The sequence below is a fragment of the Ruegeria sp. F12 genome (genome assembly GCF_056533885.1).
In genome coordinates this window covers 1-14,615 of the sequence record NZ_JBQFOV010000013.1, presented here as the reverse complement: position 1 = coordinate 14,615, position 14,615 = coordinate 1, and the positions used below count along the sequence as shown (strand labels likewise).

The 14,615-nt window shown below is 58.0% G+C and carries 16 protein-coding genes and 1 tRNA gene; 6 read left to right on the top strand and 11 right to left on the bottom strand.

Features of this window, described 5'->3' with window-relative positions:
- Positions 1-22 precede the first annotated feature (22 nt).
- Entirely contained in the window at positions 23-748 is a 726-nt protein-coding gene (locus ACR0CA_RS16120) for a response regulator (RefSeq protein ID WP_480860827.1), read from the top strand.
- Here ACR0CA_RS16120 and ACR0CA_RS16115 read toward each other — a convergent pair.
- From ACR0CA_RS16115 to ACR0CA_RS16085, 7 genes are all read right to left on the bottom strand, one after another.
- The gene (locus ACR0CA_RS16115; RefSeq protein ID WP_480900210.1) at positions 745-1,263 is read right to left on the bottom strand and encodes an N-acetyltransferase family protein; all 519 of its coding nucleotides are present in this window, start codon (positions 1,261-1,263) and stop codon (positions 745-747) included. The genes ACR0CA_RS16120 and ACR0CA_RS16115 overlap by 4 nt on opposite strands.
- Positions 1,260-1,814, bottom strand: a complete 555-nt coding sequence (locus ACR0CA_RS16110) for a helix-turn-helix domain-containing protein (protein ID WP_170790492.1) — start codon at positions 1,812-1,814, stop codon at positions 1,260-1,262. Before ACR0CA_RS16110 ends, ACR0CA_RS16115 begins: the two co-directional genes overlap by 4 nt.
- Before the next feature lie 114 nt (positions 1,815-1,928).
- Positions 1,929-2,945 (bottom strand): extracellular solute-binding protein, encoded by a 1,017-nt coding sequence (locus ACR0CA_RS16105; RefSeq protein ID WP_480860829.1) that lies wholly within the window; start codon positions 2,943-2,945, stop codon positions 1,929-1,931.
- 190 nt (positions 2,946-3,135) lie between these two features.
- Positions 3,136-3,516, bottom strand: coding sequence for a hypothetical protein (locus ACR0CA_RS16100; protein WP_480900207.1), 381 nt, complete (start codon positions 3,514-3,516; stop codon positions 3,136-3,138).
- A gap of 78 nt (positions 3,517-3,594) precedes the next feature.
- Complete coding sequence (locus ACR0CA_RS16095; protein ID WP_170775506.1) at positions 3,595-3,996, bottom strand: DM13 domain-containing protein; 402 nt, start codon at positions 3,994-3,996, stop codon at positions 3,595-3,597.
- A gap of 321 nt (positions 3,997-4,317) precedes the next feature.
- A complete protein-coding gene (ykgO, locus tag ACR0CA_RS16090) occupies positions 4,318-4,443 on the bottom strand; it encodes a type B 50S ribosomal protein L36 (RefSeq protein WP_005648635.1) in 126 nt (41 codons plus the stop codon).
- Positions 4,444-4,533: 90 nt separating this feature from the next.
- A tRNA-Val gene (locus ACR0CA_RS16085) sits at positions 4,534-4,608 on the bottom strand.
- A gap of 148 nt (positions 4,609-4,756) precedes the next feature.
- Between ACR0CA_RS16085 and ACR0CA_RS16080 the strand changes: the two genes are divergently transcribed.
- Positions 4,757-5,617 (top strand): N-formylglutamate amidohydrolase, encoded by an 861-nt coding sequence (locus ACR0CA_RS16080; RefSeq protein WP_480900206.1) that lies wholly within the window; start codon positions 4,757-4,759, stop codon positions 5,615-5,617.
- Positions 5,618-5,619: 2 nt separating this feature from the next.
- On the opposite strand, the gene ACR0CA_RS16075 is transcribed toward ACR0CA_RS16080, so the two are convergent.
- Both ACR0CA_RS16075 and pyrF read right to left on the bottom strand, forming a co-directional pair.
- Positions 5,620-6,873, bottom strand: coding sequence for a DNA polymerase IV (locus ACR0CA_RS16075; RefSeq protein ID WP_480900204.1), 1,254 nt, complete (start codon positions 6,871-6,873; stop codon positions 5,620-5,622).
- Between the two features lie 358 nt (positions 6,874-7,231).
- Positions 7,232-7,936, bottom strand: coding sequence for an orotidine-5'-phosphate decarboxylase (gene pyrF, locus ACR0CA_RS16070; RefSeq protein ID WP_480900202.1), 705 nt, complete (start codon positions 7,934-7,936; stop codon positions 7,232-7,234).
- A gap of 144 nt (positions 7,937-8,080) precedes the next feature.
- Here pyrF and ACR0CA_RS16065 point away from each other — a divergent pair, with 144 nt between their 5' ends.
- Both ACR0CA_RS16065 and clpB read left to right on the top strand, forming a co-directional pair.
- Positions 8,081-8,401: a hypothetical protein gene (locus ACR0CA_RS16065; protein ID WP_170790496.1), complete on the top strand. Its 321-nt coding sequence runs from the start codon at positions 8,081-8,083 to the stop codon at positions 8,399-8,401.
- 127 nt (positions 8,402-8,528) lie between these two features.
- Positions 8,529-11,147: an ATP-dependent chaperone ClpB gene (gene clpB, locus ACR0CA_RS16060; protein ID WP_480900200.1), complete on the top strand. Its 2,619-nt coding sequence runs from the start codon at positions 8,529-8,531 to the stop codon at positions 11,145-11,147.
- Between the two features lie 82 nt (positions 11,148-11,229).
- On the opposite strand, the gene ACR0CA_RS16055 is transcribed toward clpB, so the two are convergent.
- Both ACR0CA_RS16055 and ACR0CA_RS16050 read right to left on the bottom strand, forming a co-directional pair.
- Positions 11,230-12,045, bottom strand: a complete 816-nt coding sequence (locus ACR0CA_RS16055; protein ID WP_170787489.1) for a cyclase family protein — start codon at positions 12,043-12,045, stop codon at positions 11,230-11,232.
- Positions 12,046-12,291: 246 nt separating this feature from the next.
- Positions 12,292-12,483: a hypothetical protein gene (locus ACR0CA_RS16050; protein WP_170775519.1), complete on the bottom strand. Its 192-nt coding sequence runs from the start codon at positions 12,481-12,483 to the stop codon at positions 12,292-12,294.
- Positions 12,484-12,814: 331 nt separating this feature from the next.
- Between ACR0CA_RS16050 and msrP the strand changes: the two genes are divergently transcribed.
- Together msrP and msrQ are read left to right on the top strand one after the other, a co-directional pair.
- Entirely contained in the window at positions 12,815-13,726 is a 912-nt protein-coding gene (gene msrP, locus ACR0CA_RS16045; RefSeq protein WP_170787491.1) for a protein-methionine-sulfoxide reductase catalytic subunit MsrP, read from the top strand.
- A 4-nt stretch (positions 13,727-13,730) separates the two neighbouring features.
- Positions 13,731-14,345: a protein-methionine-sulfoxide reductase heme-binding subunit MsrQ gene (gene msrQ / locus ACR0CA_RS16040; protein WP_480900197.1), complete on the top strand. Its 615-nt coding sequence runs from the start codon at positions 13,731-13,733 to the stop codon at positions 14,343-14,345.
- Positions 14,346-14,615: the final 270 nt, after the last annotated feature.

Here is a 14,615-nt window from a genome sequence, read left to right as displayed (position 1 = left end):
TCGCCCGCACCGGACTGGAAATATGGTTCAAGAACATATCCTTGTGGTCGACGACGACCCGCAGATCAGGTCTTTCCTGCAACGCTACCTTGAGAAGCAGGGATGTCAGGTCACGTGCGCTGCGGATGGCGATGCGATGGATGCGGTTCTGACCAAGTCCAGCGTCGATCTGATCCTGCTGGATATCGGCCTGCCCGGACGCAACGGTTTTGACATCACGCGCGAGTTGCGGGTGAATTCCAACATCCCCATCATTGTCCTCTCGGGCCGGGATGAGATTTTCGACCGCGTGGTCGGGCTGGAATTCGGGGCCGACGACTATATCACCAAACCCTTCGAGGCACGCGAGGTTCTGGCCCGTATCCGCACCGTTCTGCGCCGGGCAAAGCCCGACGAAAAACCCGCCAATGGCGCGGATGCGCCCTTGATCACGTTCGGGGATTGGGTGCTGAACGTGAACGAACGGACGCTGACCGCAGGCGACGACGGCGCTGCGGCGGACCTGACCACGACCGAGTTCGACGTGCTGCACGCTTTTGTTTCGAACCCGCATATGGTGTTTTCCCGCGACCAGTTGCTGGACAAGGCGCGCGGACGTGAAACCGTTGTCGGCGACCGGACCATCGACGTCCACGTCATGCGTCTGCGCAAAAAGATCGAACCCGATCCCGCTGCGCCGACCTATATCAAGACCGTGCACGGGATCGGCTACTGCTTTGCGGCGAATGTCCGCAAGACCAACGCTTAGGACAGATCCTTGAACATGTAGGTCGTGGGCTCCAGCCGATCCTCGAACGGGTTGCGGCAATAGTTCGGAATTTCGCCCGCGATCTGAAAGCCCAGGCTTTGATACAACACGCGCGAGGGATCTGAGCTGCGCGTATCCAGAACCAGCATCGTCCGCCCGATCTGCGCGGCACGCTGCTCCAGCGCGATCATCAACGCCCGACCCAGCCCACGCCGACGGGCATCGGGATGTACAAGCAATTTGGCCACGTCTGCGCGATGAGGCTGGTTTGGCATCAAAGCAGGGGCCATTTGTACCGTTCCCAGGATGCGCCCGTCCTGCCGCGCGACGAACAAGTCCAGCGTATTTACCGCGACGCCGGGCCAGGCGTGGTCGTGCCAATAGGCTCGGGCCTGTTCGGGGGGGAAGGGTAAGACAAAGCCGACGCTGGCCCCGTCCTGCACACAGGCGTGCAGAATGTCCGTCAGGTCGCCCAGCGCGCTTTCAAGTTCCGGTTCTGTCAGTCGGGCGATCATATCAGCACCAGTAGGTATCGTGCACCGCGCGTGTTTGGCGTTGCAAACCGGGTGGGGCCGGACAAGTGATAGCGCAGGCAGTCCCCGCCCGTCAGGTCGTGTGCGACGTCATCGACGGTCAGGGTCAAGGCGCCGTCCAACATGATCAGGTGGTGCTCCTGCCCTGGTTTCGGCGGTGCGTCATAGCTGATCACCGTTGCGGGTGGCAGGTGGCCCTCAAGGACCTCACCGCTCAACCCGTTGGCGGGGGGTGAGACCGAACGGCGGGTAAATCCGGTCTCGGGGTCGTGCCATTCCGGTTGCCTTTCAAAAGGTACACGCGGGGCAAAACTGTCTTCGACCATCATCAACAGTCGGGACATCGGCAAGCTGTAAGCAGCGCATAACCGACCAAGCGTTTCGGCCGTCGGGCTGACGTCCCCTTTCTCCATCCGGGACAGGGTGGCGCGGCTGATACCGCTGTGATCTGCCAACTGATCCAGTGACCAGCCCCGCGTGCGGCGCAGTTCGTTCAGACGGTTGGCTAGTCGGTTTGACAGGTCATCCAGCATGTTTCAATTATGAGAATCATTTCCGATTATGAGATATTCGGTTTAAAATGCGGCTATGTAAATAGAAAAGAGCGCGGAAAACCGCGCTCTTCCCTCACTCGCCGGATTGAAGGATTATTTCCAGCCGACTTCGTTGAAGATCTTCTGTGCCTCCGGGATGTTCTTGGCGACCTCGGACAGGTTCACTTCGTCCGCTTTGAACTCGCCCAGCGAAGCGACGTTGTCAGCCAGCGCCACGCCTTCGACGGCGGGGAATTCATCATTGCCGTTCGAGAAATAGACCTGCGCCTGTTCACTGGCGAGGTATTCCAGGAATTTCACCGCGTTCTCTTTGTTTGGGGCATGGGCAGCAACACCTGCGCCCGACAGATTCATATGAGCACCTTCCGCGTCTTGTGCGGGGAACTGAATGCCGATCATGTCGATATCTGCGCTCAGGCCCTTCACGTCCTTACGCAGCGCGCGAGCAAAGTAGTACGAGTTCGAAACGGCAATTTCGCACTCGCCCGAAACGATCCCGCGCAGCTGGTCAGTGTCTCCGCCCTGCGGGTCACGCGCCATGTTGGCGACAACGCCTTCGGCCCAAGTTTTGGCGGCCTCGGCACCGTGGTTGGTGATGATCGAGGCCAGCAGAGTCTGGTTATAGGTGTTGCTGGACGACCGGATGCAGATCAGACCTTTGTATTCGGGTTTGGCCAGATCCAGATAGCTGGCGGGCGGGGTTGCCACGTCGGCCTTATCAAAGAAAATGATCCGCGCGCGCTGCGAGAAACCGTACCACTGATTGTCTTCGTCTTGCAGGTTCGCCGGGATGCGATCTTCCAGAACCGCGCTGTCGATGGCTTGCAGGATGCCTGCATTCTTGGCGCGCGCTAGACGCGAAGTGTCAACGGTCAGCAGGATATCGGCGGGAGAGTTCGCGCCTTCTGCTTCCATACGTGCAATCAATTCGTCGGCCTTGCCTTCGATGCGGTTGATGGTGATGCCTGTGGCCTCTTCGAAATCGGAATAGAGGCGTTCGTCCGTGTCGTAGTGGCGCGAAGAATAAAGGTTCAGCTCTCCCTCGGCAGCAGCAGAGGTGGCAATCAGGGCCGTCAGCGCGACGGCGATACAGGTAGAGGATTTCAGCATCATATGTCCCAACTTTAAATGTCGTGGCGGGTGATAACCCGACTGATTTGGTCAATTAAACGATTCTGACTGGGATGCAAGGAATTCCGACAAAATTAGTTGGTCAAATGGTCGCTGGCAAAGTGCGGCCTGATTCTGATTATTGAGTGTAGTGTTTCGGGCGGGGGCCGGTTTCTATTTCCACAACCCTTTAGATGGATCGCGAGCGCGGAAGGGTAGCTGCCAGAATGATTGCCCAACCGAGGATTCCCTGGCCATGCGCGCTGAGGTTGCTCTGATACGAGAAGAGCAGCATCTGCAGCGGTTTAACCGGGTCTCGTAGTGGCCAGATGACCCATTGAAGGGGCAAGTCCGGAATGATCATGCGGTAATACATGTAGTAGATTTGCGGCGAAACCCATACGAACAACCAAAAGAGGATCAGAGCCCCGGACATCCTTGCCCAAAAAGGAAATCGATACAAACCACGCCGGGTCAGATACACCATCAGGACAAACAGAATGAGGCTGAGCAACGCAAGCCCCACCTGTCCCCTTGTCGATAAATCAAAGAAGGAATCCTGACTATACACGTCTACCCTCGGTGACTTGGGCAAAAAGAAATCCGCCCACATGTGCAGGCGGATCTCGAAAAAAAGCGTGTACGTGGCTTAGCTGAGCGGTGCAACTGCCAGAATCACAGTGAACTTTTCGCAGTAGATGTAAAGTTCGTTGTATTTCGAAACGTCGATTCCAGCCGGGATCTTGAACGATGCTTCGCCCTTTTTCACGGTCAGTTTGTCGTGGATCTTCGAACCCTTTGCGTATTTCTCACCATTGCCGAAGCCGATCTTGATATCCGGCGGGTTCTTGTTGGGGTCGAACACATAGTCGCTCTTGAGGGTGACGGTGTCGCCGGATACGGAAACTGTTCCCTTCACCTTATAGCCGCTGCGACCGGAGAGGCTGCCGGTGCGTTCCTTATCCCCGGCGAATGCAGACGGCGTTCCCAGTGCGACTGCGGTAGCCGAAGCCAGCCCCAGTTTCACGAATTGGCGGCGTTTGATTGTCATGGCGAATTTCCTATCTCGTTCAACGACTGCAAGATGCTGCGCAGACTAAGTGGGCGCTGCCAATTCACATCGCGTCGAGGGAATGTGAGCATCTGAAACAAAAACACCCCAATACATCAATAGAGCGGCCCGCGGGTTGTGAGAGAACCCGCGAAAAATAAAGCTGTATCAAAGGGGTCGCAGAGATGCGGTGTCGCGGCGTTTGGTGTTTCAGCACGCGCGGACGGGAATTGAGCAAAATTACCAATTTCCGAGTTTTCACGCGCCAACAAAAAAACCGCACCCAAAGGCGCGGTTTTTTCAAATCGGTTCGTGCCGTTCTTAGCCCTGGCGAGCTTTGAACTTGCGCTGCGTCTTGTTGATCACGTAGACGCGGCCTTTGCGACGCACAACCCGACAATCGCGGTGCCGGTTCTTGAGCGAGCGGAGCGAGTTCTTGACCTTCATGGGTCTGTCTCCAATCTGCGGCGCCTTCATCAAGGACGTGGCCAGCGCCTGGGTTAGCGGGTGTCCCGGAAAACCGGAACAGTGAAATCATGGTGGGCGGTACAAGGATCGAACTTGTGACCCCTTCGATGTCAACGAAGTGCTCTACCGCTGAGCTAACCGCCCACTTTCCCTTTGCGTGCCCTGCCCCATAACGAAATGGGGCGCGGATCCCCGCGCCGGTAGCGGGGTCTATAAAAGGAGTCGCAAAGGGGTTCAAGGGGTTTGGTTGAACTATTTTCCAGTCTATGTTCAGTCCGAACAAGGAGTCACCATGCAGAACGCCGCCTATGTACTGGATATGCCCGCCAAGCGCACGTCTTGTGTGGTGTTTTCGTCTCCGCATAGCGGGCGGAACTATCCCGAAGGCTTGCTGAAACGCACGGTTTTGAACCGAAATGCGATTCGGTCCTCGGAAGATGCATTTGTCGATCAGCTGTTCTCGCCTGTTGCAGATTTCGGGGCACCGCTGATATCGGCCACGAAACCAAGGGCGTATCTGGACCTCAACCGCAGTTCAGAGGAACTGGATCCTGCGCTGATCCAAGGTGCGCGGCGGCAAGGGCACAATCCGCGTGTTGCCTCGGGCCTGGGCGTGATTCCCCGCGTAGTGGCAAATGGGCGCGCGATTTACCGTGGCAAGCTGACGATGGACGAGGCGCGGCTGCGGATCGACACGTGCTGGCGTCCCTATCACGCCCGCCTGAAATCACTTTTGGCCGAATCGCATGCCAAGTTCGGGCAGGCGGTTTTGATTGATTGCCACTCGATGCCGCACGAGGCGGTTGCCATGGCCAGTGGCCCAAAAGCCAAACGGCCGCAAGTTGTGCTCGGCGACCGGTTTGGTGCGTCAGCCTCAACCGAGGTGGTTGACCGGATCGAAGCGGCCTTTGTCGCCGCCGGCCTGACGGTCGTGCGCAACGCTCCGTTTGCGGGGGCCTATGTGACCCAAACCTATGGACGCCCCGCGCGCAACCAACATGCGGTTCAGATCGAGATCGACCGCGCGCTATATATGGATGAGGACCGGATCGAACCTAACGGCAATTTCGCCGAGTTCCGCACACTGTTGCGGCAGGTCATCCGCGATGTCGTCCAGATCGGCGAAGAGCCCCTGCGTCTGGCGGCCGAATAGGATCAGCGCAGCGCCCGTCCTTTCACGATAGCGTCGGTCCCGAAGCGGCGGCGAATTTCGTCCGTGGCACGCTCGGCCTGTGATCTTTGGGCGGCACCAGGATCCAGCAGATCGCCCGAGATATCGGCCTGATGTTCCGGGCACAAATCCGACAGACCACAGCCCAGCAACCGGTATGGCCCCTGTTCCCCAACCTGATCGAACAGCGCGCGCGCCGTGCGATATATACGATCAGCAATCTGGGTTGGGTCCCGCAGGGATACCCGTCGCGTGATGATCTTGTGGTTGGCTCGTTTCAGTTTAAGGGTCACGACCCGCCCGGCTAGCCCTTTGGCCTTGGCCCTGTCGGCGACCTTTTCCGACATGCGCCAAAGATGTCCGTCCAGAATGTCGAGGCTGGCGGTGTCTTCGAAAAAGGTCGTCTCATTGCTGATGGATTTCATCGGTTCATGGGCCGAAACGCGGCGTTTGTCCTGACCGCGGGCCAGATGCCACAGCCGATAGCCCATCGCGCCAAATCTGGCCGTCAACGCCTCCTGATCCCAGCGCAACAGGTCCGAGAAACTGCGAATACCGGCACGGTCCAGCGATTCCTGCGCGGCGGGGCCGATACCCCAGATCAGGCGCACTGGTTTGTCATGCAGAAACTCTGCCGTCTCAGCCCGGCCAATCACTGAAAACCCGCGTGGCTTGTCCAGATCCGAGGCTACCTTGGCCAGAAACTTGTTGTGCGAAAGCCCGATTGACCCGGTCACGCCCAGCTCGTCTTTCATGCGCTTGACCAAACGCGCCAGCATCACCGCCGGTGGCGCTCCGTGCAGGCGTTCGGTGCCAGAGAGGTCCATGAAGGCCTCGTCCAGCGACAGGGGTTCAACAACCGGGGTTAGTTCATCCATCATCTTGCGGATCTCGCGCGAAACCTCGGCGTAGACGGACATGCGTGGTTTGATCACCACCGCATCGGGGCAGAGTTGCAGCGCCTTGAACATGGGCATGGCCGAGCGCACGCCGCGAATACGGGCCACATAGCACGCCGTGGACACAACCCCGCGCTTGCCGCCACCAATGATGACCGGCTTATCGGCCAGTTCTGGGTTGTCCCGTTTTTCGACCGAGGCATAGAAGGCGTCGCAATCCATATGCGCAATTGTCAGGTCGAACAGTTCCGGATGTGATTTGATCCGGGGGCTGCCACACGCGGGGCAGCGCCTGTCATCGGTGACTGTGGTCAGGCAATCTCGGCAAAGACCGGGCATGGATGTCTTCCCGCCTTCAAAGCGATCGGTTCATGAGCGCAACTATACCAACTCCACCTCCACGCAAAAGTCCAAGGCCGGATTTCAGGTACGATCTGGTGGAAAAGAAGACCCCCCGCGCGTTGCGGGGGGAGGTGACGGACCTCAGGAAGAGACGGTCCGCGGGGAGTATCACAAGACCAGATTCGCTGAAAAACAGAGGTTTCGATAGGATCGAGTTCACACAAGGAAAACAGGCAGTTTTCATGTGTGTTTTCGGGCACAGGGACGATTTGGCGCGGTTTTCATTAAAAGTGACGTAAGGTCAACTGCTTGGCCGCCAGAAACCGATGTTTTTCTCGGTTTCTGACGTCCGCGTTTATTGCCGTGTCAAGGAATTTAACTCGGCAAGAACCGCTTGGGCGGCGGCTTTCGGGTCCTCTGCCTGATAGATCGGGCGGCCCACAACGATGTGGTCTGCGCCATCTGCAATAGCACTGGCTGGGGTGGCAACGCGTTTCTGATCGCCAAGCGCAGCCCCTGCCGGACGAACGCCGGGGGTGACGATCAATCGACCTTCGGCCTGAGGCAGGGCGCGGATCAGCGCAGCCTCTTGCGGGCTGGCGATGACGCCATCTGCCCCGGCCTCAAGCGCCTTGGCTGCGCGTTCCACCACCAGCTCCTGCACATCGCCCGCCTTCAACAAACTGGCGTCCAGATCGCCGCGATTCAGCGACGTCAGGATGGTTACAGCCAGGATTTTCAGATCCTTGCCCGAGGCGCCCTCTTTCGCGGCGCGCACCACGTGGGGATCGCCATGAACTGTGAGGAAATCCAGATCGAACTGCGCCAACCCACGCACCGCGTTTTCGACCGTGTTGCCGATGTCGAACAGCTTCATGTCCAAAAAGATGCGCTTGCCGTGATCCTGTTTCAGCTCATTGGCCAACGCCAACCCGCCGCCCGTTAGCATGCCGAGCCCGATCTTATAGAAGGAAACGCTGTCTCCCAACCGCTCGGCCATGGCCAGACCTTGCAGGGCGTTCGGGACATCTAGGGCTACGATCAGGCGGTCGTCGGACATGGGGGTGCTCCGTTTTTTGGCAAACGTCTGCGTCCTAGCGGGTTTGGGGGTCTGTGTCCATGTGGGATGGGTAGGTGATTCAGATCACGGCAGCGCATTCAGGCTGTGCTATACTATTCGCACATTGAAGGAACGGATTTGCAAATGAAACAACTTGCGCCCACCGCGTTTGCTCTGGTGCTGGCAGGATGTCAGGACATGCCGCTGGAAACCGAGGCTGCCGATACAGTGGTCAGAACGCCCACCAACGAAAACCTGCGTCTGGTGCGAGGGTATCGTTCGACCGATGACGATTGTCAGATCACGGGTGAAACGGCCTTTACCGTCGACTTTCTGGATGATGCGGCGGACCTTGTGTCTTGCCCCGAAGGCGGCAGTGCAGCTCAGTCTCTGGTCGACATGTACGGCGCGCGGCAGGTGGCGGAAACGGGGGGCTATGCGGTCTATTCCGTGCCGCGCAGATAGGGGTCGAATATACGCCTCCGCCTCTTGAACCGGGGCAGATATTTCCCAGATTGAATGTGAGGCCCAAAACCGACGCGTGCCGCCAGGCGGGCGCATCAAAACAGGGCGCTTGGAAAAGGAGAATAAAATGGACTTGAACAAGTTCACCGAGCGGGCACGGGGATTCGTGCAAGCGGCGCAGACCATTGCGATGCGGGAAGAGCATCAGCGTCTGACGCCCGAACATTTGCTGAAAGCATTGATGGATGACGATCAGGGGCTGGCCAGCAACCTGATTACGCGGGCCGGTGGTGCGCCCAGCCGTGTGGTGAATGCGCTGGACGCCTCGATGGCGCGCATTCCAAAGGTCAAAGGCGACACAGGTCAGGTCTATCTGGACGGCCAGACCGCCAAGGTTCTTGCCGAGGCCGAAAAGATTGCAACCAAGACAGGCGACAGTTTTGTCCCGGTCGAGCGCATTCTGATGGCGCTGTGCATGGTGAAATCCAAGGCTAAGGAGGCTTTGGAAGATGGTGCCGTGACCGCGCAGAAACTGAATGAGGCGATCAACGATATCCGCAAGGGGCGCACAGCCGATACCGCGTCGGCGGAAGAAGGCTATGACGCACTCAAGAAATATGCGCGCGATCTGACCAAGGCTGCGGCCGAAGGCAAGATCGATCCGATCATTGGGCGGGATGAGGAAATCCGCCGCTCGATGCAGGTTCTGTCGCGTCGAACCAAGAACAACCCGGTTCTGATCGGTGAGCCCGGCGTGGGTAAAACCGCGATCGCCGAGGGCATGGCCCTGCGCATCATTAACGGTGACGTGCCAGAATCGCTGAAGGACAAGAAGCTGCTTGCGCTCGACATGGGAGCGCTGATTGCCGGTGCGAAGTACCGTGGTGAGTTCGAAGAACGCCTCAAGGCCGTGCTGACCGAAGTGACCGAAGCGGCGGGTGAGATCATCTTGTTCATTGATGAGATGCACACGCTGGTCGGCGCTGGTAAATCCGACGGCGCGATGGATGCGGCGAACCTGATCAAACCAGCGCTTGCCCGGGGAGAGTTGCATTGTATCGGCGCGACCACGCTGGATGAGTACCGTAAATACGTCGAAAAAGATGCGGCCCTTGCGCGCCGGTTCCAGCCTGTGATGGTCACCGAGCCGACGGTCGAGGATACGATCAGCATCCTGCGCGGCATCAAGGAAAAGTACGAGCTTCACCACGGCGTGCGCATCTCAGACTCGGCGTTGGTGTCGGCGGCGACGCTGTCGCATCGCTATATCACCGACCGGTTCCTGCCCGACAAAGCGATCGACCTTGTCGATGAAGCCGCGTCGCGTCTGCGGATGGAGGTCGATTCGAAGCCCGAGGAACTAGATCAACTGGACCGTCAGATCCTGCAAATGCAAATCGAGGAAGAGGCCCTGAAGCGCGAAGATGACGCGGCCTCCAAGGACCGTTTGGAAACCTTGCAAAAGGACCTGGCCGATCTGCAGGAGAAATCTGCCGAGATGACTGCCCAATGGCAGGCAGAACGCGATAAACTCGCAGGCGCACGTGATCTGAAAGAACTGCTTGAAAAGGCTCGTGCCGATCTTGAGATCGCCAAGCGCGAAGGCAATCTGGCCAAGGCCGGTGAGCTGTCCTATGGCGTCATCCCCGAGCTTGAGAAAAAGCTGACCGACGCAGAGAACGCCGAAAGCAATGCGATGATGGCCGAGGAAACTGTGCGGCCAGCCCAAATCGCGTCTGTGGTCGAGCGTTGGACCGGTATCCCGACAGCCAAGATGCTGGAAGGCGAGCGCGAGAAACTGCTGCGGATGGAAGACGACCTGCATTCCCGCGTGATCGGTCAGGATGCCGCCGTCACCGCCGTCGCCAACGCCGTGCGCCGTGCGCGGGCTGGCCTGAATGACGAGAACCGCCCCTTGGGTTCGTTCCTGTTCCTCGGCCCGACCGGTGTGGGTAAGACCGAGCTGACCAAGGCCGTGGCGAACTTTCTGTTCGACGACGACAACGCGATGGTGCGCATCGACATGTCCGAGTTCATGGAGAAGCATGCGGTCGCCCGTCTGATCGGTGCCCCTCCGGGCTATGTAGGGTATGACGAAGGTGGCGTGCTGACCGAGGCCGTGCGGCGCAGGCCCTATCAGGTCGTGCTGTTTGACGAGGTCGAAAAGGCGCACCCGGATGTGTTCAACGTGCTGTTGCAGGTTCTCGATGATGGTGTGCTGACCGATGGTCAGGGCCGCACCGTGGATTTCAAACAGACGCTGATCATCCTGACGTCGAACCTTGGGTCGCAGGCGCTAAGCCAGTTGCCCGAAGGAGCCGACAGTGCGCAGGCGCGGCGGGATGTGATGGATGCGGTCCGAGCCCATTTCCGGCCCGAATTCCTCAACCGTCTGGATGAGACCATCATCTTTGACCGGCTCAAGCGGGCCGACATGGATGGCATCGTCGATATCCAGATGGCACGTCTGCAGAAACGACTGGCCGCCCGCAAGATCGAGCTGGCGCTGGATGATGGTGCCAAGCAATGGTTGGCCGATGAAGGCTATGACCCGGTCTTTGGCGCGCGTCCGCTGAAACGCGTGATCCAACGCGCGCTTCAGAACCCGCTGGCCGAGGCGTTGCTGGCCGGTGAAATCAAGGATGGTGAAACCGTCCCAGTCTCGGCAGGTTCGGATGGCCTGATCATCGGCGACCGTCTGGGCACCTCGGACCGCCCAAGGCCAAATGACGCGGTCGTGCACTGAGGCAAAAGGAAGAACCCGCCTTCACGGCGGGTTTTTCTGTTTCGTAGAGCTCTTTCCACTGGCTATCGTTTGATAGAACTTGTCAAACCATCGCAAAAATGCGCGCGGGTCCGCCGGTTCCGCCCGCATGTGTCGGCGCGCCGACGACGAGCGTTGCGCCAGAGGCCGGAATGCGGTCCAGCCCGGCGATATTTTCGATCCCGAAACGACCGGTGGATAACCACGCATAGTGCGTATCAAAGGTTGCCGAGGGGCCGTGGTCCAGTGACAGCGTGTCCGAGGCGATTGAGCGTGCACCAGTTTCCTCGATCAACATCTGTGCCGCCTCGACGTGGAAACCGGGATAGTGCTGTGCCTGCCCGTCAAACCCGCGATAGGCGTCGCTGTCGACCTTGGCGGCCCAGCCAGAATACAGGGCCACACAGGCCCCGTCCGGAATATCGCCGTGACTGGCCATCCATGCCTTTAGGTCATCGGGTGTCAGCAGCGTATCTGCGTCCTCAGCCGCGCGGGCGGCAATATCGACCACACATAGTGGGGCGATCAGGTCAGAGACCGGAATTTCATCCACCGACGCCCCATCCGCCGAGAAATGCAGTGGCGCATCGACATGGGTGCCGGTATGTTCGTTCACTGTGATCCGCTGAAGATTGAAGCCGTGTTCGCCGAAGTTGTAGATTTGTTCGGCGGAATAGCCCGGCTCTCCGAAATAGGTCGGGAAATCCGGGCTGATCGTGTGGGTCATATCCTCGACCTTGCCATGCCCTGAGGCCATAGCGGCGGGTGCGGTGACCCCTCCGGCGGCAACGGCCACACCCGACGCAGCGGCGGCCTTGAAGAAACTGCGCCGTGAAAGCATTCGGTCCTTAACCGCATTCATTACACAGATGTCGCACATATTCGTCTTCTCCCTGTCCAGCGTTCGATCCGGGGGCTGATCATTCGAATTTTCAGCGTACCCGGCAATCAGAGTGCAAGGCTGGGAAATGGCCTGTAAAGGCTTAATCTGTTAAATTTAAAATTCATATTATTGAATTGAAAGGATATTTTGGGAGAAACTGGTGGGCTGAAAACGAATAACCCGCCGATGAATGGCGGGTTATTGTGCGAACATCGACGTGTTCGGATTTTAGATCATGCGTGATCAGGTGCCCGAAGGAAGAGCGTTCAGATCCTGAGCGTTGCTTTCGTCCAGGCCAGTGTCGTCGCCGATTTCCTCGCAGGTTACGGGGAATGTTTCATTCGAATCGCAGCCGCTGATGGGATATGTTTCATTCTCAGCGCAGGCAGCGATGAACAGCACCAGCGACAAGCCCGCAAGCATTTTCGTTTTCATGTCTCGTCCTTTCCGATCGTATTCTCGTCGTTTCCCTTGGCGCCAACTGCGATGCCAGCCATATACGGCAGCCTACTCTGTCCCTTCGCGCCCTGAGAAAACTTACGCTTCCGGATTGGGCATTGGCTAGCGGGAATATCAACCTTGACGCTAGGTCTTGTTGGCAAAAACGCTCGAAAACGCGCGAATCTTTACCGCTATCTCTCAATATGAGTTTCCCGAGTGGCGAATACATTACAGCCTCTTCTCCCAATCGTGACGCATGTTGCCTTGGTCCTGTGCTATGAGCGCACTAATTGGACTCTAATACAGAACGATCACGGAGACGCAGATGGCGCATCGCTGGACCAATAATTTGACACGTGCAGACGTTACCCCGCGGGCGGCGTTTATGAACCGGCGGCAGGTGATGGCCGGGCTTGCAGGTGTCGGCTTGGCAGGGATGGCGCAGAAAGGTGCGGCCGAAGAGGCGGCCGAGGATCTGGTGCCCAACACCTGGGAAGAGATCACGTCTTACAACAACTATTATGAGTTCGGTACGCGCAAGGATGATCCTGCGAAATACGCCCACACGCTGGTAACGGAACCCTGGAGCGTGCAGATCGATGGATTGGTCGACCGTCCCGGCGAATATGATTTCAAGGACATCATGTCTGAGATGACGGTCGAAGAACGCATCTATCGTTTTCGCTGCGTCGAGGCCTGGTCAATGGTGGTGCCCTGGAACGGGTTTGAGCTGGCCGATCTGCTGAACATGGCCGGAGTGCAGGAAGGAGCCAAGTTTGTTGCCTTCGAAACCGCATACCGTCCTGATGAGATGCCCGGCGTGCAATACCCGGTGCTCGATTGGCCCTATCGCGAAGGATTGCGGTTGGATGAGGCGATGCACCCGCTTACGATCATGGCGACAGGCATCTATGATCGTCCAATTCCGAACCAAAACGGCGCACCTCTTCGACTCGTCGTGCCGTGGAAATATGGCTTCAAGTCGATCAAGTCGATTGTTCGGATTACCCTGACGGACGTTGAGCCTCCGACAAGCTGGAACATGGCCAATCCGCGCGAATATGGCTTCTATAGTAATGTGAACCCGAATGTGGATCACCCGCGCTGGTCTCAGGCGTCGGAACGTACCATCGGGGGCGGGCTGTTCTCGAAACGTATTCCGACACTGATGTTCAACGGCTACGAGGCCGAAGTCGCCGGTCTTTACGAAGGCATGGATCTGTCGGAATACTATTAGGCGCATGCAGACCTTGAACCAGATACTCCGCCGAGTGCCTGTTTGGGCTGTCTACCTGCTGGGCCTGATCCCGGCACCGTGGCTGTTCTATCAGGGTTTGACCGGAGGGCTGGGTATTGATCCGATTGAGGCGCTGGAACATCGCTATGGCGAGTTGGCGTTACAGCTGTTGATTGTCGTGCTTGCGGTGTCCCCGTTGCGGCGGTTTTCGGGACTGAACCTGACGAAGTTCCGTCGCGCTTTGGGGGTGCTGACCTTCGTCTATGTTAGTCTGCATCTGTTGGTATGGTTGGTTTTGGATGTGCAACTGCCGAGCCAGATCTGGGCCGACATCCTCAAACGTCCCTATATCACGGTGGGCATGGCCGGATTTCTTCTGCTGCTGCCCCTGGCTGTGACTTCAAATAATCTGTCGGTGCGCCGTTTGGGTCCACGCTGGCGCGTTCTACAACGTCTGGTCTATCCAGCTGCGATTTTGGGCGGGCTGCATTACGTGATGCTGGCGAAAGGGTTCCAGATCGAGCCACTGATCTATCTGAGCGTGATTCTGGGCCTTCTGGCCCTGCGTCTGCCGCTGTCGAACCCGCTCAACCGATTCCGACAGGTCGATTCCGCCTGAGTCTGTGGGTAAGCCTGTGCAAAACCTGGGATGCACGTCGAAACGGTGGCCTGGGGTGTTCGTTTTGGGAAGGGAATCTTCGGTAAGTAACTGTAAATATGTTGAAAATTTTTCAATCAGAGTTTTTTCCGATTTTTCCAGATTTTCTGCTTGCGGCTTTCCGGGGTAAACCTTAGAACCCCCTTCACCGGCGCTTCTGAGGCGGTGCTGGGGCGCTGGAGACGGTGCTGACGGACTGGAAAGACGGTTGAGACGCTCAGGATAGACTGG